Here is a 22,031-nt window from a genome sequence, read left to right on the forward strand (position 1 = left end):
GTCCCATCTGACGCGGTGGCCGATCCAGTTATTACACAGGTGAGTGCTGCGGAACAAGGGTTACGCGTGTGCGAGTTCGGTCAGGCTGCCGTCAGTGTCCCGTCAGTATGACGAATGATAATGGCGTCCGTTCGCGTTGGAGCGGTTATGAGAAGCGTCAGCGCAACGTCAGTAAACGGTAAGTATGGGATGCCAAAATCGCCGTCAGAACTCCTTGGGCTTTCGGCGTAACGACCCGTCGCCGTCCCGAGTTAGTTGCGGAAGGTAGGGACCGTGACCCGTTCACCGGACCGAAACGATGCGCGGTCGCTCGATCCTGACGAGGTGGTCCGGCTGGCCTCGGACCCGGTGGGTGGCGAGCCCGATGAGGATCCGGAGGTCGTCGCCGGACTGCGCCAGCTCACCGCCGCGTTGGACGCGGAGGCCCGGCTGACCGACGACGGACGCGTCCGGACCCGCGCGGCGCTCGTGCAGGCCTTGACCAGTTACCACCGCGTACGCCAGATGGTGGCGTCCCGGCCTCTTCCCCCTCCGCCGCGGCCGTTGGTGATCACGGGTTTACTCCGCACCGGCACCACGTTCCTGCACAACTTGCTGTCCCGGCATCCAAGGCTGCGCACGCCGAGGCTGTGGGAGCTGATGCACCCGGCGGATCCCCGTCCGGAGCCGCAGTTGGTGCGCGAGTGCGAGCGGTACGTCGCGGAGTACTACCGCGCGGCGCCCGGCTTCCGCACCATCCATCACCTCGACGCGCGGCACGGCGAGGAGTGCCACCGGCTGACCGCCAACACGTTCCGGCACTTCATCTACGGCCTGCGGTACCGGGTGCCCGGCTATCTCGGCTGGCTGGCGGAACAGCCGATGGCGCCCGCCTACGCGCATCACCGCGCCGCCCTACAGTGTCTGCTCGCCCGGCCCACTGCGGACGCCGACGTGGCAGAGCCGTACGCGGTGCTGCTGAAGTGCCCGTCGCACCTGTGGCACCTCGATGAACTGACCCGGAGCTTCCCGGACGCCACGGTGGTCCGGCTGCATCGCGATCCGGCGGTGGCCATACCGAGCGTGTGCAGCCTGACGGCGACCATCCGGGCGGCCCGGTCCCGCCAGGTCGACCCCGCCGAGATCGGCCAGGAGTGGCTGGCGCGGGCGGCGGCGGTGCTACCCGGCCTGCGCCGCGGCCGAGGCGGGACCGCCCGAGCGCCGCTGGACGTGCGCTACGCGGACCTCGTGACACACCCGCTCGGCGTCGCCGAGCGGGTGTGTGACCACGCCGGGGTGCCGATGACCCACGCCGCCCGCGACGCGATGACCCGGTTCGTCATCGCTGGGGCCGGTCGGCCGCGGGATCACCACCGGTATCGGGTCGAGCCGTTTGGCCTGCGCCCGACGGAACTGGCGGACCGCTTCTCCGGCTACCTGACCGAGTTCGAGCTGACCCCGGAGTTCGAGGAAGGACGATCGTGACCGCAACCGCAGACAACCCCCGTACCCGCGCCACCGCCATGGTGGAGAAGGTCAACCGGAGCGCCGGGGACGACCCGGTCCGCATCGGCATCCTCACCCCGCTGACGCCGCCGGGCGACCCGATCGCCGGCGAACTGATCGTCCGGGGCGCCTGTTTGGGCGCGGAGTACGTCCGCGAGCACGACCTCGTCGGCGGTCGCGGCGTGCAGTTCGTGCTCTACGACGACCAGGCCACCGCCGCGCAGGAGGGCATGGCCCGCTCGTCGGCGGCGCAGATGACAAAGCTTGCCCTCGTTGACGACGTGGTCGCGGTGCTCGGACAGTGGCACCTGCGGACCACCCCGTGGGTGGTCGACGTGGCGACCCGTTACGACGTGCCGATCTTCATCGAGAACGGGCACAGTGACGTCACCGCAGAGCGACGTCGCAACGTCTTTCGCGCGTACTTCAGCATCGCCGACCGGGTGCCGGTGATGCTCGACTTCGCCGCCGCGCAGGGCATGCGTCGGGTCGGTCTGATCGCCTCCGACACCGTCTTCGGCCAGATGATGGCCGACACCCTGGTCCGGTACGGCACGGAGCGGCACGGCATGGAATTCCTGCGCTTCGACTTCCCACAGGACGACACCGACAACTTCACCGAGCAGCTCAAAGGCATCCAGCAGTTCGAGCCCGACCTGTTCATCAATGGTGGCGTCGTCCGCACGAACTATCTGATCATCGAGCAGGCAGCGGCGCTGGGCATTCTGCCGGGCACCCCGATGATGGTGACCTTCGGCTTCCCGCTGCGGTCGGAGGACTTCTGGCGCTTCTCGGGGCCGGCGGGCGTCGGCACCATGTGGCCGGCGATGCGCTACCGACCGTCGTGGCAGGGACTCACCGACGTCGCGCACTGGTTCATTGACCGGTACAGCACCCGGTACGGATCGTTTCCGCCGGACACCGCGCTGACCCACTTCACCGACGTCACCGTCATCGCCCAGGCCGTCGCCGCCTCGTCGGGCAGCCGGGCCGGCGTTCTCGACGCGCTGGAGCGGATGCCGTTCGACACCTGGCGCGGTCCGATCCGCTACGAGCGCGGCGCCGAGCACTGGCACCATGTGGCGCCGGAGCTGGTGCTACTGCAGTACCAGCGGTTGGGGCAGACGTTCGATGAGTCGGCGATCATCTTCCCGCGGACGGAGGCCACGGCACCGTACCGGGCGCCCGGCGGGGGCGGCGTATGACCGGCGCCGACGGCGCGCCGGCACCGGTCCCGGCCGGCGCGACCATCGTGGCCAGCCTGCGGGAGTACGACGTCGATCGGGTCTTCTGCGTCGCCGGGGAGAGCTACCTGCCGATCCTCGACGCCCTGCACGACGAGCCCCGGGTGGACGTGGTGACCTGCCGGCACGAGGGGTCGGCCGGCTTCATGGCGCTGGCCGACGCCAAGCTTGCCGGCCGGGTCGGGGTCGCGTTGGTCAGCCGAGGGCCCGGCGCAGCCAACGCCGCGATCGCCGTGCATGCCGCCCGCGAAGACGGTGTCCCGTTGCTGCTTGTGGTGGGCGGTGTCCCGCGGCGCGATACCGACCGCGACCCGTTTCAGGGCGTGGACTGCGGCCGGCTCTTCGGCGGCATCGCCAAGGCGGTGTGGACGTTGCACGACCCGGCGGACACCGCCGAGTTCGTCGCCCGCGCCGTGCGCACCGCCGAGTCCGGCACGCCCGGACCGGTCGTGCTGACCGTGCCGGAGGACGTCATCGGCCGCGCCGACCCGCTTGCCCTGCCGGCCTGCCGAGCGGCGGTCGCCCCGCCCCGGGTCGGCGCGGCGGAGTTGGTCCGGGCTGCCGAGCTGATGGCCGGGGCGCGCCGCCCGCTGCTGATCGCCGGCCCGCAACTTGACCATCCGCGCGGCCGGCACGCTGTGCGTGCGTTCGCAGAACGGCAGGCGGTACCGGTGGTCACCGCCAACAAGTGCCAGCACCTGCTGCCCAACCGCCACCCGCACTACGCCGGGCACCTGCACAACGCCACGCCCACGGCGCAGGCCGGCGCCTTCGCCGCCGCCGACGTCATCCTGGCCGTCGGCACCGCTTTGGACGGCACCACCACGCTGCGGCGGCGGCTACCCGCGCGGGGACAGACCCTGATCCACGTCCACACCGATCCGGCCTGGCTGGACGCCTACCACCCGGTCACGCTCGGCGCCGTGGGCGATCCCGCCACGTTTTTGACCGACCTGACCAGAGAGTCAGCCGTACCGGATGACCGGGCCGAGTGGATCGCCCGGCTGCACCAGATCGAGGCCGACAAGGCCGTCTGGCGACCCGTCACGGCGCCGGACGGTGTGGTGTTCGGCGAGGTCGCCGCGGCACTCGACGAGTTGACCGGCGGACATCTCACGCTGGTGGTCGACTCCGGCACGTTTACCAGCTGGCTCTACCGGTATGTGCGCTTTGACGAACGCGGCCGTCTGCTCGGCGTCGCGTCCAGCGCGATGGGCTTTGCTGTTGGCGCCGGCGTCGCGGCCGGACTGCGGGACGCGACCGTACCGACCGTCGCGGTGGTCGGCGACGGCGGACTGGTGATGAACCTCGGTGAGCTGACAACCGCGGTGCAGCGACAGGTGCCGGTCACCTACGTGGTCGCGGACAACCGCAGCTATGCCACCATCCGCCTCCAGCAGGAACGTGATCATCCGGGCCGGCCGATCGGCACCGAGCTGGTCAACCCGGACTTCGCCCGGCTGGCCGAGGCGTTCGGCGCGCTCGCATTCACCGTGCAGCACCCGGACGAAGTGCGCCCGTGCCTGGTGAAGGCCCTCGCGAATCCCGGCCCCGCGCTGGTGTGGGTGCGGACCAGCCTCGAATTCATCACCGCGTACCGCCGCCTGTCGACGGTGTCGGAAGCGCGCCGTGCCGGGGGAGAGGCGTCGTGAGGTACCACGAGTCGATCGTGGACCTGATCGGTAACACACCGCTGGTCCGGCTCAACCGGATCTCCGCTGGCCTGGCGCCGCTGGTGCTCGCCAAGCTGGAGTCGCTCAACCCCGGCGGCTCCGCAAAGGACCGGATCGCGCTGCGCATGGTGGCCGAGGCCGAGGCCGTCGGCCAGCTGCGGCCAGGCGGGGTGATCGTCGAGCCGACGTCCGGCAACACCGGCGTGGGGCTGGCGATGGTGGCGCAGGCCCGTGGCTATCGGTGCGTGTTCACCTGCCCCGACAAGGTAGCCGAGGAGAAGCGGGCACTGCTGCGCGGCTACGGCGCCGAGGTGGTTGTGTGCCCGTCCACCGTGCCGCCGGAGCATCCGGACTCCTACCGCAGCGTCGCCGCTCGGCTGGCCACGGAGATCCCCGGTGGCTACTCGCCCAATCAGTACGCCAATCCCGCCAATCCGGACTCACACTATTACGGCACCGGCCCGGAGATCTGGGCGCAGACCGACGGACGGATCACCCACCTGGTGGCCGGGATAGGCACCGGTGGCACGATCAGCGGCATCGGCCAGTACCTCAAGGAGGTCTCCGGCGGGCGGGTGCGCGTCGTCGGGGCGGACCCGGAGGGGTCGGTCTACAGCGGCACGGGGATCCGGCCGTACCTGGTTGAGGGAGTGGGCCAGCCGTCGCTGCCCGGGTCGTACGACCCGTCGGTGCCCGACGAGGTGGTGGCGGTCAGCGATCGCGATTCGGTGCTGTACGCCCGACGGCTGGCGTGTGAGGAGGGAATTCTGGCTGGCGGTTCCAGCGGCATGGCCGTTGCCGCCGCGGTGCGGTTGGCCAGACGGTGCAAGCCGCAGGACGTGATCGTGGTCGTCGTGCCCGACAGCGGCCGCGGCTACCTGTCGAAGATCTTTGACGAGGGGTGGGCGCGCCGGTACGGCTTTGTTGCCGACCCCACCTCGGCGCGCTGTCTCGGCGCCGCGCTCGAAACGGTGACCGACCGGCCGGCGGCCGTTGTCGTGCATCCGCAGGAGACGGTCGCCGGCGCGCTGAAGTTGATGGCCGACACCAGTCTGCGCCACCTCCCGGTGACGGCGGCGGAGCCGCCGATCCGGCTCGCCGAGGTGTCGGGCACCGTGTCCGAGCCCGGCCTCGCCCACCTGCTCGCCACCGGTGCGGTGGTGGTGCACGATGCCATCGGCCCGATCGTCGATCCGCCCCTGCCGCACGCCGGCGCCGGCGAGGTGCTGGACGACGTGCTCGGGCGGCTTCGCGCCGCCGGTGCGCTACTGGTCCTCGACGGCGGCCTGCTCCGTGGCGTCGTAACCGCCCGCGAGGTGGCAGCGCTGCTGCGTCGATCCCAGATGGAGGACGACCGACCATGACCACTGTGCTGAGCTACGAAGACCACCGGTCGGACCTTCGTGGCTGGCTGGTCTACGACCGGGCCGAGCGGCCGCTGGCAGCAGGCGGTTGCCGAGTGCAGCCCGGGCTCGACGTCACCGAGCTGGGCCGGCTCGCGCAACGGATGACGTTGAAACAGCGGGTCCTGGGGCTCAACATCGATGGTGCGAAGTGTGGCCTGGACCACGACCCGCGTAGTCCCGACAAGGACGCCGCGCTGCGTGGCTTCGTCGGCTTTCTCCGTGACGAGCTGGGCTCGCGGTTCAGTATGGGACCCGACATGGGCACCGAGTGGGCGGAGCTGCAACAGCATGCCCGCACCGTCGGCGTCCCCTCGATCAAGTACGCGATCGCCACCGCACAGGGGCTGACCAACGAGGAGTTCTTCACCCGGATGGCGCGGTTGGACGAGATGGTCGGGCCGTTGGCCGTCAGCCAGCGCCGGGCTGGGCATGCGGTCGCACACGCCGTCGTCGGCGCGGCACGGGTGATCGACGTGTCGGGCCCGCTGCGCTGTGCGGTGCAAGGTTTCGGCAACCTGGGCCGGGCGACGGCGCTGACGTTGCACGAGGCCGGCGCGCGTGTCATCGCGGTTGCCGACGAGTTCGGTTCGGTCACTGACTCCGCCGGCCTGGACGTCGTCCGCATGCTGGCCGACCCGACCGGCACACCGGTGTCCCAGCTCGGCGTGGGCGGCCGGCCGGAGGACATCTTCGCCGCCCCGGCCGACGTGTTGGTGCTGGCCGCCTGCGCCGACGCCATGTCGATGTCGCAGGTAATGCGCTGCCAGTTCCCCGCCGTGGTCGTGGGGGCGAACTGCGGGTTGTCCGCCGAGGCCGAGCAGGCCCTGTACCACTGCGGTGTGTTCGTGGTACCGGACTTCATCGGTGGCATTGGGGGGTCGGCGTCGATGGAGGCGTTGTTCGGCCCGCGACAGGTACCGAGTGGTCAGGAAGTCCTTAACACGTTGACCGGCATCATGCGCGAGCTGATCGGGCAGATCGCCCACACCGCCCGCCGTGACGGCCTCACCCCGCGGAAGGCGGCGCTGGACCTGGCCGCCGCGGCCCGCATCGACACCGCCGCCCCGCCGTACGGCGGCTGTCCGTACCTGAGCGAAGCCAAGCTCTGACGAAGGCGAGGTAGAGCTGTGCCCGAGGCACAAGCCGGCAGCTGCCGGCACGAACGAGGCCACATCACCGACTCCCGGTTCTACGGCAACCGCTACGCCACTCCGGCGTCTCGGCGGATCTTCTGCGACACCTGTCGGCACCAGCGGTGGCTCGACATCGAGGCGGCCCTGGCGTTGGCCGAGGCGGAGGTTGACCTGATACCCCGGCGCGTGGCGGACCAGATCGCCACCTCGGCAGCGCTGTCCAATATCGACCTGGACGAGGTGCAGGCGCAGATCGAGAGCTCAGGGCATTCTCTGGTCGGACTGCTGCGGGTCTTCGAGACCGCCTGCGGGCCGGAGGCGGGCCAGTTCATCCACTACGGCGCGACCACCCAGGATATTCAGGACACCGGCCAGACGTTGGAGATGCGTGACGTGCTCGACGAGGTCGAGCCGGCGCTCGACCGGCTGCTCACGCTGTTGGCAGCGCTCTGTGAGCGGCACGCCGGCACGGTCGCCCTCGGTCGCACCCACGCTCAGCCGGCGTTGCCGATGGGCTTCGGGCTGAAGCTGTCGAGCTGGCTGGACGAGCTGCTGCGGCATCGCGAGCGGCTGGACCAGATGCGGGAGCGGATCCTCGTGGTGCAGCTGTTCGGCGGCTCGGGCACCATGGCCGCGTTCGGTGACCGCGGCCCGCAACTACTGGAACGGGTGGCAGCCCGACTCGGGCTGCGTGTCCCGGCGGTCGGCTGGCATGTGGCCCGTGACCGGGTTGTCGAGTTCGTGACCGGGCTGGCCATGCTGACCGGCACGCTCGGCCGGATCGCCGACGAGGTCCGGACGCTGTCGCGGCCGGAGTTCAACGAGGTACGGGAGGCGTGGCGGCACGGCAAGGTGGGCAGCAGCACGATGCCGCACAAGCGCAATCCGGAACGCTGCGAGCAGGCCGTGGTGATGGCCCGGCTGGCAGCCGCCCAGTCCGGTCTCGCGCTGGCGGCCATGATCGGTGACCACGAACGCGACTCCCGTTCGTTGCGGCTGGAGTGGGCGTGCGTGCCCGATGTCTCCCACTACTGTCTCGCCGCGTTGGCGATGGTCCTGGAGAGCGTCGAAGGCCTGACCATCAACACCGACCGTCTGGAGCGCAACGTTGTCGCGGTGGCCGACCAGGTCATGTCGGAGCGGCTAATGCTGGTGTTGGGCCGTCAGTTCGGCAAGCAACATGCGCACGAACTCGTATATCAGATTACCCAGGAGGCGTTCCAGCAGGGTCGGCGGGTGCGCGACCTGCTCGCCGAGCGCCCCGACCTGATCAGCGCCATGGCACCGACCACGATCGAGGAAGTATTCGACCCGGGGACGTACCTCGGCGCGTCCGCCGAGTTGACTATGCGGACGGTCGACGAGGCGCGAAAGCGGTTGGACCCGCAGCGCACGGGCTCGTCGGCGTGACGGCGCGCTCAGGCCGTGTATCGGTTGGGGCTGTTGAACCGCAAGGTCATACGTTGACCGGGTGTGGATGACGTGGAGAGGTACTGCCCGGAGGCGTTCTGGCATCTCGCGCAGCCGTTGCTGCCGCCGCACCCGGAAAGGCACCAAGGCGGCGGCCGGCGGCGGACCGACGACCGGGCGATACTCGCGGCGATCATGTATGTCCTGGGCTCCGGCTGCTCGTGGCGCACGCTTCCCGGCTCGTTTCCGGTGCACTGGCGGACCGCGCACCGCCGGTTCGCCGAATGGGTCGAGCTTGGGGTGATGGCAGCTCTGCACCAGGCGACGCTCGACGTGCTCGGCCTTGCCGCGCAGATCGACTGGTCGCGGGCGAGCATCGACAGTACGCACGTCCGTCCGCGCGGGAGGGGGACCGGACCGGGCCCAGCCCAGTAGACCGGGGCGGGCCCGACTCCAAGATTCATGCGATCAGCGAACGCGGCGGGCTACCGGTACCCGAGCGCAACATCATCCTGCGGATCGCCCGACTTCCCACTTCCTCGGATGCCTGCGCCTGGCCCGCGCTCTAGTCCGCTACCCGGCGCCGACCGGCAACAACGTATCGAGCGGCGACAACCCCAAATGACACAGGGTCTCAGCCCCGCCCGGCGATCGCGCCGCCGTTGACCTGCAGGATCTGGCCGGTGACGAAGCCGGCCGACTCGCTGGCCAGGAAGCCGACGGCTGCGGCGACCTCGCGTACCTCGCCGCCGCGACGCATCGGCGACTGCTGTACGCGGCTCGCGTGGAATCCCGGCGACATGCGGTCGCCGTAGAACTCGGTATCCGGGATGTAGCCGGGCGCGACGACGTTGACGGTGACGCCTTCCGCCGCGAGCAGGTTGGCCAGCTCGAGCGACCACGGATGCAGGGCCGCCTTGGCCCCGCCGTACGTGGCAGGGCCGCGGAAGGCCGCGATCGAGGTGACGGTGACGATCCGACCGCCGGGCCGCCGCAGCGCGGGCAGCAGCGCGTGGGTCAGCAGCGCCGCCGGCAGCACGTTGGCGTCGATATTCGCCCGCCAGTGCTCACCGACCTCGGTCAGGTCCTGCGGCGGGGCGGGAGCGACGTTGCCGCCGGCGTTGTTGACCAGCACGTCGACGATGGCGCCGCCGTCGGTGATGTCCGCGGCGGCGGCGCGGACCTGCTCGGCCTGGGTGAGGTCGGCCAGCACCGACCGTACCCGGTGCGCCCCGACATCGGCGTTGATCTGCGCTGCGGCCGCCCGCAACGGCTCCGGCCGGCGACCGAGGATGACGACGTCGGCACCATCGGCGGCCAGCTCCGCTGCCACCGCTCGGCCGATACCGGTTCCGCCTCCCGACACCACCGCCAACCGAGCCATCCGGTCCTCCCAGGGCCTGTCCGACGCGTGGACGTGTCGATCGTAGCGGCCGGGCGGCTCCGTCGATGTCCTTGTGGCCCGTGCCGCCGGGATGCCGGTAGTCAGTCGCCCCTGCTGAACACCGGCGGGGCGGCCTGCTGGAACAGCAGCGGATCGTGGTCGAGGATCGCCTTCTCGTATCGCCGGAGCACGGGCGAGGTCTCCATACCCAGCTCGTCGGCGAGGTGACGGCGGAGGTGGCGGTACACCTCGAGTGCCTCGGCTTGGCGCCCGGCGCGGTAGAGCGCGACCATGAGCAGGCTGCACAATTGCTCGCTGGTAGGGCTCTCGGCCATCAGTCCCATCAGCTCGGGGATAATCCGGGCCTGGTTGCCGTTGCGCAGCTCCCGGTCGTAGAGCAGTTCGAGGGCGGTGGTCCGGATTTGCCGGTAGCGGGCGGCTGCTGCCTGGCAGATCGCACCACCGGCGAGACCACCGAAGATCGGGCCGCGCCACAGCTCCAGCGCGCTGCGCAGGTCGCGGATGTCGCGCCTCAGGTCCGTACACGGTCGGTCCTGGATGGTGTTTACGGTGCGTTCGAACGACAACACGTCCACCTCGGACCAAGAAACCATCATTCGGTAGCTGGACACAGTGGTGATAAGACGACTTTCCGGGCGGTCGGGTTCCAGCCGGTGGAGCAATCGTCGAATGCGGCTGACCTGGGCCTGTAGTGCGTTCTCCATCTTGGCCGGTGGCGTTGGCCCCCACAGCTCCTCGGAGAGGGCTTCGATGGTCACGGGCCGGTTGTCGGCGGCGAGCAGGGCAGCTAGCAGCGTCTGCTTCATGACCCCGGTGATCCGCTGAACAGTGGTGCGGGTACGGACCTCTATGGTTCCGAGTACCAGGAAACTGGTCACTTCCTGCTTCTCCGATCTGGAACGCCGGAAAAATACCGGTCGGATGAATCACGTCCACTCTGGCCGGGTAGATCGCTAATTCTTCCGTGAACGGCCGGTAGCGTTTCAGGACACGCCGATCGCTGACCGCTTGCCTCGCGCGTCTTTGTCCCTGAGGGCCCGTTTGTTACGGGCCGTGATGCCCGAATCGTCACTACGAGGAAGCCCATCGCCACAATGGAGTTCGAATCCGTCGGATCTCTGAGTAATCCTGTCACAAATAGGAAAGATTATCAATCTAAGATGTCCTGGCGAGTTTCGAAGGCCAAAAGCGCAGCCAGGGTCCTCCCGTTAGACCGTGTGTCATTTGGTGTTGTTGAAGCGCAAGGTCATTAACCGGGTGTGGATGACGTGGAGAAGTACTGCCCCGAGGCGTTCTGGCATCTCGCACAGCCGTTACTGCCGCCGCACCAGGAAAGGCGCCAAGGCGGCTGGGCGGTGGCCCGATGACCGGGCGATGTACGAACCTGATGCCACCGAGCGAGGAGCTCGGCACCCCTGGTCACGGCCGCTCATCGACACCAGCTATCTCACCTCAGTGATCAGGATGATCGTGACCAGGATGGCGAGGCTTTCGGTACCCACAGATCCACCTACTCGCCGCCTACGGCTACGTGTGCCGTTCGTTGTAGATCAAGGGACCCTGGGCGACCAGCTACTTATAAGGGGCAGAGGTGCCGATCAGGCCCGGTGATCAGGGTCGCCTCGTAGACGGAGATGAACAGCTGGATCCGGTCTCGGGTGTTTGGTTTACTCAGCAGCCGGATGACAGAATTGTGTGGACCGTTTCGCGCTGGCTGCACGTCCAGCAGGCGTAACATCTGATGGCTCAACTACGCGGGAGCGAATTCGGGTCTGGATCGACAGAACGTGATCACGAAGTGTCGCTGCCGGGCGGGGATGGATGACCTAGGGGATGCGCCTCGGTGTTGCCGGTGTTTCTGGCAGAGGTAAGCGTATGAGGGACGACAGCCGTGAGCTGACACACCGGTGGGTGCCTGTCTACTTGGACCGCGACGGTGTGCAGGGCCCCTCTGGGCGCCGCTATCCTGAGTTACCTCCATGCGGTTGCGACCAGGGTCGAAAGGACCTGTGCGGCGGTGCCGCGCAGGTTGATGGCGGCGATCCGGTCGAGTGGGGTCGGCTGGGGGTTGACCTGGATCACGGTGGCGCCTGAGCGTGCCGCGATCTGGGGGATCGCGGCGGCCGGGTACACGACGCCGGAGGTGCCGACGGTCAGCAGCACGTCGCAGGCGGTGGCGGCTTCGACCGCCGCGGTCAACGCGGCCTCGGGCAGTGCCTCACCGAACCACACCACGCCCGGGCGGACGGGCGCCCGGCAGTAGGCGCACCGGGGCGGCGAGATGCGGCGGCCTTCGTGCGGTTCTGCTGGCTCCCCGTCGGGTGGGTCTGGGAAGGTCGCCCGGGTGCGCAGCCGCCGTCCCGCAGCGAGGTGTGAAGAGGCTGCCGTGTAGGTGGATCACGGCCTGGGTGCCGGCGCGTTCATGCAGGTCGTCGACGTTCTGCGTGATGACGGTACTGCCGGGGATTCGGGATTCGATGGTGGTGATGGCCAGGTGCCCTGAATTGGGCTCGGCTCGGCGTACCCGGGCGCGTCGCCATTCGTACCAGCCCCAGACCAGGTCCGGGTCGGTGCGGAACGCCTCCGCGGTGGCGAGTTGCTGGGCGTCGAAACGCGCCCACAGGCCGGTGAGGTCGTCGCGGAAGGTGGGAACGCCGCTCTCTGCTGACATCCCGGCACCAGTGAAGATGACGACCCGGCGGGCCTCGCCGAGGAGTTGAGCAGCTCGGTGCGGCAGAACACCTTCCATGCGAGGAGATCCTGCCACGACGCGGCAGCGCGACGCTTCGGGCAGGCCACGCGGCGTCTGCGACAGCCGGAAAGCCATAGGGCAGACGATGGACGCAGGTGGTCGTGAAGTGAAGCTGTTCAGGACCACCCTTCGGGCGCCACTCGACTCGACAGTTGCGGAGCTCGGTTCAGGATGGATTGGGCTCTGGCGTAGCTCACCGCGGAGCGCTACACTCCGCCGCGATGAATCTTTCTCTCAGATTGGGGGTCCGGATCGCGGAAGGTGAGTGCTGATGCGCTCCCCGGCCGCGACTGCGGATTCCCGCCTCTCTCTCCTGCGCCGGGTACGCGAGTACGCCGTGCCACCCTTCATGATCGAAGCCGCGACCGTTCGTCGCCGCGTCGGTGACTGGGCCGGGGCCTGTGCCGCCGCTCGTGTCGACGTTGACCTTGACCTGCGCGCCGTCGCTCACTGCCACGGCCGTGAGCTGGCCGCCCGGCTCCGGGCTGATCTCCGGCATCTCGCGCCGGACCTGCTGCGCTGGCACATGCCGAGGATCGCTCCGGACGGGCTGCTGCGCCCGGGCCTGACCGTCTCACTGGCACGGTACGGCCCGGCGGAACACAACGATGCCAAGCAGGTGCACCTCGTCGCCCGAACGGCACCGGCCTGGGCGGATGCGGGCCAGCGGATCAGTCTGGCGCTGTGGTGTGGATCCCGCGACGAGGGCGATAGCCCGCATCCGCATGCGCGTCCCGACCGTCGATTCCGCCTCGACCTACACCGCCACCTGTGGGACGTCCGGAGCGCCGATGAACTGCGGGTTCGGGCTGGCGCACCGGAGCTGGCCGCCGGCACCGCCACCGCGATTCGCCTTGATCCGCAATGGGATGCGCTGCGGGAATGCGGTTACGGAGTGCACCGGTGGGCGGCCGAGGCGGCGCTGCTGCTCCATGCCGTGGGCCAGACCAGCGGCACCGTGGCGGTGCGCCTCGGCCCTCGACGTCGTCTGCTCCTGGACGTCGCTCCGGCCGGCGCCGACCGGCGGCCTCCCACGGCGCGGATCGCCGGGGCGTCGCGGGCTGGTCGGGTCGCCGGGCTGCCGGTGCTGCCCGACGCGGCGACCTGGATGGCGCCGGACCTGGAGCTGCTACGCCACGGGCTGATCGAGGTCGACCGGCTCCACCCGCTGGTGGCCTCCGCGCTCGCGCCGGGCCATCGGGTGGGCCTCACCCCGGCATCTCCGGACCCGGCGGCAGCGCCACGTCTCGTGTCCTGCCGGGGCGCCTGGCACCGCATCGGCCTGGTGAACGGGGTGCTCACATCCCTTGACCACGACGGGGCGCAGATCCGCCGGGAGGAACTGCTGGCCGCGCTGACCGGCACCCCGCTGCCCTGTCTACAGGCAATCGACGAGACACACCGCCGACCGGAGCTTCTTCCCGACATCCGCGCCCGCCTGGACCACGGGGACACCGCCGGCGCGCTGGCCACCGTCGAGGCCCTACTCGGACCCAACGTGCTCCTCCGCAACGGGAACCTGCGGGAGGAACTGGAGAACGCCGCGCTGCGGCGGATCACGTACGGGCTGTTCCGAGCCGGACTGACCGGACACGGACCACCTCCCTCCTTTTGGAACCGGCGGCCCAAGCATGACCGTCGCCACCACCCACGCCACACGTTCCCCCGCTGACCAGCGGGCTCTCCGTCGCCCGGCTCCTGGCGGGCCCACCACGACCTCATAGGTGATCTCAGATGCTATCCGCCTGTACCTCGATCGACACCGCCCCGGCGCCCCAGCTCGACGTTGCCGCCGACCTACTCGCGCTGCTTTCCCGCACCACCACCGAAACCCGGTCCGACACGCAGTTGGAGGCCCTGACCCTGGCCGTCGCCGCCGACCTGCCGGTCCTGCTGTGGGGCGAGCCGGGAGTCGGCAAGACCGCCGCGCTGACGCAGCTCGCCGCATCGCTGAACCTGCCGCTTACGACGGTGATCGCCAGCGTCCATGAGCCGTCCGACTTCTCGGGGCTGCCGGTCATCGGCGACGACCCGGCGACCCAGGGCGTTCCGATGGCCCCGCCAGACTGGGCCGTACGTCTGGTACACGCCGGTCGTGGGCTGTTGTTCCTGGACGAACTGTCGACTGCCCCGCCGGCCGTGCAGGCCGCCCTGCTCCGTCTCGTGCTCGAGCGGCGGATCGGCAGTCTGCGTCTACCCGCCGGGGTACGCATCGTGGCCGCAGCGAATCCACGATCCTCGGCGACGGACGGCTGGGAGCTGAGCCCACCGCTTGCCAACCGCTTCGTCCACCTGCAGTGGACCCACGACCACGAGGTCGTCGTACGCGGTCTGGGCGGGACCTGGCCCCGGGGCAAACTGCCCCGGCTCGACCCGGAGCGGCTGCCGGAGGCCGTCACCTTCGCCCGCCGCGCGGTGTGCGGACTCCTGTCGGCCCGCCCGGGGCTCGTGCACCGTCTACCCACCAGCGAGGCCGGCCGCGGTGGTCCGTGGCCGTCGCCCCGCAGCTGGGAGATGACCCTGCGCCTGATCGCCTTCGCCGCTGCGGCCGACACCTCCCGGGAGGTGCTGTCGATGCTGGTCAGAGGCGTCGTGGGCGACGGCCCAGGTCTGGAGCTGCTGGCTGGTCTGGACCGGATGGACCTTCCCGACCCCGAGGTGCTGCTCGCCGATCCGGCAATCGCCGTCCTGCCCGAGCGCGGCGACCTGCGCCAAGCCGTTCTGGATGCCGTGGTGGAGGCGGTACGCCGCCGCCCGGAGCGGTCCCGCTGGGAAGCGGCCTGGACCCTGCTGGTCCGGGCCCTGGAGACTGGCGCCCCGGACCTGGTTGTCGTCCCCGCGTCCACCCTCGCCCGATTGCGCCAGGATGACTGGGACGTGCCCGCGTCCATCGAGCAGCTCACCGGTGTGGTGTCCCTGTCCCGCCGAGCCGACCGTACGGCAGCCCGAGTCGCGGCGGTCGCGGGGACCGGTCGGTGAGCACCGACCACGCCGAAACGCTGGACCGAGACAAGCTCTTCACCGCCCGGCTGCACGCCGCCCGGGTGCGGCCCTACCTCGCGACGGCGCTGTTCGCCCTGCACGTGGTCGAGTCCCGGTGGGTGCCGACAATGGCGGTGGACCCACACTGGCGGTGCTACGTCTCGCCCGCGTTCGTGGACCGAACACCCGTGGCGGAACTCGCCGGAGTCTGGGTTCACGAGGTCTCGCACCTGCTCCGCGACCACCACGGGCGCGGCGACCGGGTTGCCCGGGAACGCGGGCTGACCGGGCCGGGGGAGCGGCTGCGGATGAACATCGCCGCGGACTGCGAGATCAACGATGACGTCTTCGGTGACGGGCTGGCCCGCCCGGAAGGCGCGGTCGAGCCGAGCTCGCTGCTGCTGCCGGAGGGACAACTGATGGAGGACTATCTGCGGCAGTTCCGGCTCGGCCCGCGATTCCAGCACCTGGCATGGCTGGACTGCGGCAGCGGCGCCGACGGGCTGCGGCGGCGATGGGACCTCGGACCCGACGGCGCGCACGCGCTCAGCCCGCAGGAACAGGACATGGTGCGGTTCCGGGTGGCCGAGGGCATCACCGGCCAACCGGGGAACGTCCCTCAGGGCTGGCGGCGGTGGGCGGAACAGGCATTCCACCCACCGCAGCCGTGGCGGGTACTACTCGGAGCGGCGGTCCGCTCGGCGGTCGCCGCGCCCGGCGTGGGCGAGGACTACTCCTACGGCCGGCCAGCGCGACGCTCCGCCGGCATACCCGGGGTCGTCCTGCCGGCGCTGCGACGCCGACTCCCGCGGGTCTGCGTCATCATCGACACCTCTGGCTCGGTCAGCGACGCCGAACTCGGCAGCGCCCTGCTTGAGGTCGCCGCGATCGCCCGGGTCGTGGGCGGCCGTCGCGACCTGGTCACCGTCCTCCCGTGCGACGCGGCTGCCCACATCGTCCGCCCGCTGTGCCGGGATGCGAGCATGCCGCTGATCGGAGGTGGGGGTACGGATCTGCGCACGGGCTTTGCTCGCGCGCTTCGGCAGCGTCCACGCCCGGACGTCATCGTTGTGCTGACCGACGGACAGACGCCCTGGCCGGCCTCACGGCCACCCTCCCGAACGGTCGTGGGGCTGTTCCATCGTGCCGCTCGGTACAACGAGGACGATCCCGACTACCGGCCGGACGCCCCGCCCGAGTGGGCGCGTGTGGTCACCATCGGATCCGCTCCCACCGGGCGGTAAGCCTCACCCAACGCCCGCAGTTCGGCGGTGAGTTCCTCGACGGATGCGGGCTGCTGCGGTACCTGAACATGACGAGTGGCTGCCGGCGACTCGGGTGGGTTCACGTCGTGGTCCGCGGCCAGGCACCTCGGAGCTCGTCGCTACCCTGGCGGCATGTATGTCGAGGAGCGCCTGCGGCGGACTCGCGGCTGGTTGTGGGTCGTGGTGGTGGGGCTGTTCCTGAGTGGGGTGACCGCGTTCCCACTCGAGATCGAGGTGCGTTGGCTGCTGCGGGCGGTCGACCCGTTCACCGACCAGTTGCCGGCGCTGGTCAGTTGGATTGAGCGGGTGCACGTCGGGCTGGTCGAAACCGGGGACCGCCACCCGTTCATGCGGTACGGGACGGATTGGCTCGCTTTCGCCCATCTGGTGCTCGCGGTGGCGTTCTGGGGACCACTTCGCGACCCGGTGCGCAACGTCTGGGTGGTCCAGCTCGGCATGATCGCCTGCGTCGGGATTGTACCGCTGGCGTTGATCTGCGGTCCGCTCCGGCAGATCCCGTGGTTCTGGACCATGGTGGACCTGTCCTTTGCCGTCGGGGCGTTCCCACCGTTGTGGTTCGCGTACCGGCACATCCGGGCGATCGAGGCGCAGCAGGCCAGGCCGACAGACCCGGCTCGCTCGTCGACGTCCGAGACTTCCGGGTCGGCACGGCCGTAGCGGCCGACGGCCGCCGGCGCATCGCTGCCGCCCGCGGAATACGCTGGCGTCGACCGTCTCGCCGCCCGGTGCGTGAGTGCGGTGGGCGATGCGGCGATCATGTACCGGCCTGGTCGGTGAGCACGGGGATCCGCGTGTTCGGCGATGGCCGGTAGGTCACCTGCGTGGACAAGCTCGCCGGCTCGAAGCCAACCTTCAGCAGCTGCTCGACGACCGTCGTCACGACGGTCACGGCCAGCATCTCGCCGGGGCGACGGTGTGCCCCAGCGCTGAAGGTGAACACGGTGGGGGCGGTCCGGTCGGCGCGGAACGTGTGTGGGTTGGGGTTGGCCGCCGGATCGCGATTGGCGGCGGCGAGCAGCACGAGTATGGCCTGCCCGGCCGGCACCTCGACGGCACCGTGCCGGATCGGCGTCGTAGTGAAGCGACGGGTGTTCTGGACCGGGGCATCGTGGCGGATGACCTCCCGCACGAATCGCTCCAGGGTTGTCTCGCCGGCGGGCCGCTCGCGTTCCTGCTGGGACAGGGCAAGCAGGGTGTTGCCCATCAGGGCGGCGGTGGCGTCATAGGTCTGGGACAGGAAGCCGATCCCGTTGGCCAGCAGGGGAGCTCGATCCGTCCAGTTGACCTGGGTTGCCATCCGCACCAGGTCACCGAGGAGACCGTGCTGCGTGTCGTCGAGCTTCGGGCCGAGTAGCTCCTGCAGCCCGGCGGCTGCCCGCGCCGCCCGCTGCTGTTGCTCAGGGGAGGCAGCGGCGGGAATACACTGCACGAAACGGCCCACCAGCCGGCTGGCCTCACCACCGGCAGCCGGGTCGAGGCCACACAGCATCGCCACGACCTGGGCAGGCAGTTCGAACATCAACTGTTCGTACGGCGTGCGGACCGGATCGTTGAGGATCTGCTGGGCGCGCTGTGCGGCCGTCGCGGCGACGGTCGTCCCGGTCGACGGCTCCGAGGGTCTGGGTGACGATCGCTTTGAGCCGGTTCTGTGGCTCGCCGTCGGTCATCCGCACCAGGTTGCCGAACACGTCACCGGCCGGTGTACCGGTGATGCCTTGCGGCACCGGTTCGTGAGGCGGACGAACCCGGCAACCTGGGGCGGTCAGCACGGCCTGCACCGCCGCGGCCGATTCCGCCACCCAGGTATCGAGTTGCTCGTCGAAGTGCAACGGGCGCTCCGCCACCATGGCGGCGTAGTACGGGTACGGGTTCGGGTGGACGACGGCCCCGACGGGCGATGGCATGCACACTACCGAGATCTCCTGAAATCAGCTTCACGACGACCGTTGTCAGCCGACGCGTTCAGCGCGCCACGCTCGGATGCCGGCCAACGCTCCGGTCGCCGCGGTCGGCATTCCACCCCGCTCGGCCGACCCTCGCCAACGCCGTGTCGACGGCTCGTCGCGCGCACCCCACCGCGGTGGCGCCTACGGCCATCACGAGAGCTCCCCAGGATCCGCCATCATCGCATTGACCTGCTGGTAGGGGAGGGCGTCGCCGGCGAACCCGAAGCTACCCCGCTCCTTGATCTCGGTGGCCGCGGCGAGCACGGTGGCCAGTGCGGCACGTGGCAGCGCGGACCCGATGCTGATGCGGCGCACCCCGCACGCGGCGAGTTCCGCCGCCGTCCAGGTCGGGCACGTCCCGCCCGCGAGCACATTCACTGGTCGGTCGACCGCTGTGCACACCGCCCGCACCGCAGCGAGGTCGGGCAGCCCCGGCGCGTACAGGACGTCCGCTCCTGCCGCCTCGTACGCCTGCAGACGGCGGATAGTGTCGTCGAGGTCCGGAATGCCGTAGAGGAAGTTCTCCGCGCGTGCCGTAAGGATGAACGGGAACGGCAGGGCCTTGGCCGCCTCCACCGCCGCGACCACGCGCTCCACGGCCAGGTCGAACGGAAACACCGGCGAATCCGGTCGCCCCGTGGCATCTTCGATCGATCCGCCGACCAGGCCCGCATCGGCGGCGAGCCGGATCGTTTCACCGATCTGGCCAGGGTCGGTGGCGAAGCCGTTCTCGAGGTCCGCGGAGACGGGAAGGTGCGTGGCCTCGGCCACTGCGGCCGCGTTGGCCAGCGTTTCCGCGCGGCTGACGAGATTAGCGCCATCCTGGCGACCGAGTGCGAAGGCCAGTCCCGCGCTTGTGGTCGCCAGGGCGGCGAACCCGAGACCGGTGAGGATTCGAGCCGTGCCCGCGTCCCATGGGTTCGGGATCACGAACGGCTCGGCGGCCGCGTGCAGGTCACGGAACTGGACGGCGCGACGGTGCTGGTCAGAGGGGTCGAGCGGCATGTGGTGAACCCTTCTCGGTCCGACTACTTCGGTATGGCTCCTAACCTCTGCGGCTTGTGTTTGGGTGGTGAGATCGCTGCCCTTGATGATTCCGATGCCCACACTACCGCCAGCCGGCGTAGTCGTGGTGAACCCACCTGCTGCGGGCGTATCGGTGCCCCTGCCCGGCGTGTGCCGGGGTCTGGTACCCATCGTGATGATCGCTTCCAGCCCCATCACGGGTGCCGGGCTCCCACAACAGGCGGATCCTGAACGGGGTCTCGTAGCCAGCTGAGAGCATGGATCGATCGCGGAGAAGACTGGACGACCTGGACCGCGTTCGGTCCCGACCGGAGTGGGACAGGCCGTGGGAGCAGCACTCTCCACCATCCCGCCAGAGACTCGTCGCCCACCGCCGAAACGCCGGCGCCGGCTGCCTCGGTACCCACCTCGGGAGCTAGGGGGCGCTCTGGGGGCGGTAGGGGGTTGGGGGTGCGTGCACCGCTTCGTAGGGTCATCGCGAACAACCAACAATGCCGGAAGAAGCTCGCTATTTCGACAGTTGCCGTCCCGATGGCCCGTGAGTCGCAATTGGCCCGGGCTTTGCGGCTGGGCTAGTGGTGGGAGACATAGATGGGGAACGAGGAGAAGCTTCTCGGGTACCTGAAGCGGGCCACCACAGATCTGCGCGAGGCACGCCGGCAGCTACGCAATGCCGAGCGCCGAGAGTACGACCCGATCGCGATCGTCGGTATGAGCTGCCGATTTCCGGGTGGTGTGGATGGTCCGGCGGCGCTGTGGCAGCTCCTCGTCGAGGGGGTCGACGCCGTCTCCGACTTCCCCGACGATCGGGGCTGGAACACCGAGGACATCTATGATCCCGACCGTTCCAAGGTCGGCAAGACGTACGCGCGGAGCGGCGGCTTCCTTTCCGACGCCGCGCTTTTCGACCCCGAATTCTTCGGCATTTCACCGCGTGAGGCGATGGCCATGGACCCGCAGCAACGGCTGTTGCTGGAGGCGTCCTGGGAGGCGTTTGAGTCGGCCGGCATTGACCCGGTCTCGGTACGCGGCAGCCGCACCGGGGTGTTCGCCGGGCTCATGTACCACGACTACTCGACCCGGCTGCCGACGGTGCCCGCCGAGCTGGAGGGCTTTCTCAGCAACGGCAACGCCGGCAGCATCTTCTCCGGTCGGGTCGCGTACGTGCTGGGCCTGGAGGGGCCGGCGATCACGGTGGACACCGCCTGCTCATCGTCACTGGTCGCGCTACACCTGGCGATTCAGGCACTGCGCCGGGAGGAGTGCACCCTGGCGCTGGCCGGTGGCGCGACGGTGATGGCCACCCCGGAGACATTCGTCGACTTCAGCCGGCAAGGGGGTCTGGCCTCCGACGGCCGGTGCAAGCCGTTCGCTGCCGCCGCCGACGGCACCGGTTGGGCCGAGGGCGTCGGGTTGCTGCTCGTCGAGCGACTCAGCGACGCCCAGCGCAACGGGCACCGGGTGCTGGCCGTCGTACGCGGCACCGCGGTCAACCAGGATGGCGCCAGCAGCGGCCTCACCGCCCCCAACGGTCCCTCGCAACGTCGCGTCATCGCCGACGCCCTGGCCAACGCGCGGCTTTCTGCTTCTGATGTGGATGTGGTGGAGGCGCATGGTACGGGTACGACGTTGGGTGATCCGATTGAGGCGCAGGCGATTCTTGCGACTTATGGTCAGGGTCGGGAGTTGCCGTTGTGGTTGGGTTCGGTGAAGTCGAATCTTGGGCATGCTCAGGCGGCGGCGGGTGTGGCTGGTGTGATCAAGATGGTGATGGCGATGCGGCATGGGGTGCTGCCGCGCACGCTGCATGTGGAGACGCCGTCGCGACAGGTTGATTGGGACGCGGGCGATGTCCGGTTGCTCACTGAGCCGGTCGAGTGGCCGGCGGTGGACCGGCCGCGCCGGGCTGGGGTGTCGTCGTTCGGCATCAGCGGCACCAATGTGCACCTCATCATCGAGCAGGCAGCACCGGTCGAGGATCCGGAGACGGAACCGACCCCACCGGTGACCCTCTGGCCGGTGTCGGGACGCTCGCCCGAAGGCCTCGCCCGGCAGGCGGGCAGCATCGCGGCGTTCTCCGCCAACACCGATGAGCGTGCGGTGGATGTGGGGTTTTCGTTGGGTGTGGGTCGGGCGGGTTTGGATTATCGGGGTGTGGTGGTGGGTCGGGATGTGGGGGGTTTGGTGGGGGGTTTGGGGGAGTTGGTTGGTGGTGGTGGTGTGTCGGGTCGGGTGGTGTCGGGTCGGACGGCGGTGTTGTTTACGGGTCAGGGTGCGCAGTGG

At 69.6% G+C, this 22,031-nt stretch carries 16 protein-coding genes and 1 pseudogene; 12 read left to right on the top strand and 5 right to left on the bottom strand.

Annotated elements, in window-relative coordinates:
- The first annotated feature begins 273 nt into the window (after window positions 1-273).
- The 7 genes from SALPAC3_RS0124345 to SALPAC3_RS0124375 all read left to right on the top strand — a co-directional run bounded on the left by SALPAC3_RS0124345 (window position 274) and on the right by SALPAC3_RS0124375 (window position 8,786).
- Window positions 274-1,464, top strand: coding sequence for a sulfotransferase family protein (locus tag SALPAC3_RS0124345; RefSeq protein WP_018223779.1), 1,191 nt, complete (start codon window positions 274-276; stop codon window positions 1,462-1,464).
- Window positions 1,461-2,690 (top strand): ABC transporter substrate-binding protein, encoded by a 1,230-nt coding sequence (locus SALPAC3_RS0124350; RefSeq protein ID WP_018223780.1) that lies wholly within the window; start codon window positions 1,461-1,463, stop codon window positions 2,688-2,690. Before SALPAC3_RS0124345 ends, SALPAC3_RS0124350 begins: the two co-directional genes overlap by 4 nt.
- Entirely contained in the window at window positions 2,687-4,381 is a 1,695-nt protein-coding gene (locus tag SALPAC3_RS0124355) for a thiamine pyrophosphate-binding protein (protein WP_018223781.1), read from the top strand. The genes SALPAC3_RS0124350 and SALPAC3_RS0124355 overlap by 4 nt, the downstream gene beginning before the upstream one ends.
- Window positions 4,378-5,766: a pyridoxal-phosphate dependent enzyme gene (locus SALPAC3_RS0124360; RefSeq protein WP_018223782.1), complete on the top strand. Its 1,389-nt coding sequence runs from the start codon at window positions 4,378-4,380 to the stop codon at window positions 5,764-5,766. The genes SALPAC3_RS0124355 and SALPAC3_RS0124360 overlap by 4 nt, the downstream gene beginning before the upstream one ends.
- On the top strand, window positions 5,763-6,917 hold the full coding sequence (locus SALPAC3_RS0124365; protein WP_018223783.1) for a Glu/Leu/Phe/Val dehydrogenase dimerization domain-containing protein: 1,155 nt from the start codon (window positions 5,763-5,765) through the stop codon (window positions 6,915-6,917). The genes SALPAC3_RS0124360 and SALPAC3_RS0124365 overlap by 4 nt, the downstream gene beginning before the upstream one ends.
- 18 nt (window positions 6,918-6,935) lie before the next feature.
- On the top strand, window positions 6,936-8,351 hold the full coding sequence (locus SALPAC3_RS0124370; RefSeq protein ID WP_018223784.1) for a class-II fumarase/aspartase family protein: 1,416 nt from the start codon (window positions 6,936-6,938) through the stop codon (window positions 8,349-8,351).
- Window positions 8,352-8,414: 63 nt separating this feature from the next.
- Window positions 8,415-8,786 (top strand): IS5 family transposase, encoded by a 372-nt coding sequence (locus tag SALPAC3_RS0124375; protein WP_018223785.1) that lies wholly within the window; start codon window positions 8,415-8,417, stop codon window positions 8,784-8,786.
- A 199-nt stretch (window positions 8,787-8,985) separates the two neighbouring features.
- Here the strand turns inward: SALPAC3_RS0124375 and SALPAC3_RS0124380 are convergent, their stop codons facing one another.
- The 3 genes and pseudogenes from SALPAC3_RS0124380 to SALPAC3_RS29140 all read right to left on the bottom strand — a co-directional run bounded on the left by SALPAC3_RS0124380 (window position 8,986) and on the right by SALPAC3_RS29140 (window position 12,505).
- On the bottom strand, window positions 8,986-9,735 hold the full coding sequence (locus SALPAC3_RS0124380; RefSeq protein ID WP_018223786.1) for an SDR family NAD(P)-dependent oxidoreductase: 750 nt from the start codon (window positions 9,733-9,735) through the stop codon (window positions 8,986-8,988).
- Between the two features lie 101 nt (window positions 9,736-9,836).
- A complete protein-coding gene (locus SALPAC3_RS0124385; protein ID WP_018223787.1) occupies window positions 9,837-10,634 on the bottom strand; it encodes an AfsR/SARP family transcriptional regulator in 798 nt (265 codons plus the stop codon).
- 1,093 nt (window positions 10,635-11,727) lie between these two features.
- Window positions 11,728-12,505, bottom strand: a pseudogene (locus tag SALPAC3_RS29140) (SIR2 family NAD-dependent protein deacylase).
- A gap of 274 nt (window positions 12,506-12,779) precedes the next feature.
- Here SALPAC3_RS29140 and SALPAC3_RS0124405 point away from each other — a divergent pair.
- The 4 genes from SALPAC3_RS0124405 to SALPAC3_RS0124425 all read left to right on the top strand — a co-directional run bounded on the left by SALPAC3_RS0124405 (window position 12,780) and on the right by SALPAC3_RS0124425 (window position 17,433).
- Window positions 12,780-14,180, top strand: coding sequence for a hypothetical protein (locus tag SALPAC3_RS0124405; RefSeq protein WP_018223789.1), 1,401 nt, complete (start codon window positions 12,780-12,782; stop codon window positions 14,178-14,180).
- A gap of 62 nt (window positions 14,181-14,242) precedes the next feature.
- The gene (locus SALPAC3_RS0124415; RefSeq protein WP_018223790.1) at window positions 14,243-15,487 is read left to right on the top strand and encodes an AAA family ATPase; all 1,245 of its coding nucleotides are present in this window, start codon (window positions 14,243-14,245) and stop codon (window positions 15,485-15,487) included.
- On the top strand, window positions 15,484-16,734 hold the full coding sequence (locus tag SALPAC3_RS0124420) for a vWA domain-containing protein (protein ID WP_018223791.1): 1,251 nt from the start codon (window positions 15,484-15,486) through the stop codon (window positions 16,732-16,734). The genes SALPAC3_RS0124415 and SALPAC3_RS0124420 overlap by 4 nt, the downstream gene beginning before the upstream one ends.
- Window positions 16,735-16,887: 153 nt before the next feature.
- Window positions 16,888-17,433: a hypothetical protein gene (locus SALPAC3_RS0124425; protein WP_018223792.1), complete on the top strand. Its 546-nt coding sequence runs from the start codon at window positions 16,888-16,890 to the stop codon at window positions 17,431-17,433.
- A gap of 97 nt (window positions 17,434-17,530) precedes the next feature.
- Here SALPAC3_RS0124425 and SALPAC3_RS26285 read toward each other — a convergent pair whose 3' ends face one another.
- A complete protein-coding gene (locus tag SALPAC3_RS26285) occupies window positions 17,531-18,295 on the bottom strand; it encodes a cytochrome P450 (protein ID WP_232430545.1) in 765 nt (254 codons plus the stop codon).
- 577 nt (window positions 18,296-18,872) lie between these two features.
- On the bottom strand, window positions 18,873-19,727 hold the full coding sequence (locus SALPAC3_RS0124435; RefSeq protein ID WP_018223794.1) for an isocitrate lyase/PEP mutase family protein: 855 nt from the start codon (window positions 19,725-19,727) through the stop codon (window positions 18,873-18,875).
- A 612-nt stretch (window positions 19,728-20,339) separates the two neighbouring features.
- Between SALPAC3_RS0124435 and SALPAC3_RS26290 the strand changes: the two genes are divergently transcribed.
- A partial coding sequence (locus SALPAC3_RS26290) for a type I polyketide synthase (RefSeq protein ID WP_018223795.1) occupies window positions 20,340-22,031 on the top strand: 1,692 nt, incomplete at its 3' end.

This window comes from Salinispora pacifica DSM 45544 (genome assembly GCF_000378845.1).
GTDB classification, from domain to species: domain Bacteria; phylum Actinomycetota; class Actinomycetes; order Mycobacteriales; family Micromonosporaceae; genus Micromonospora; species Micromonospora pacifica.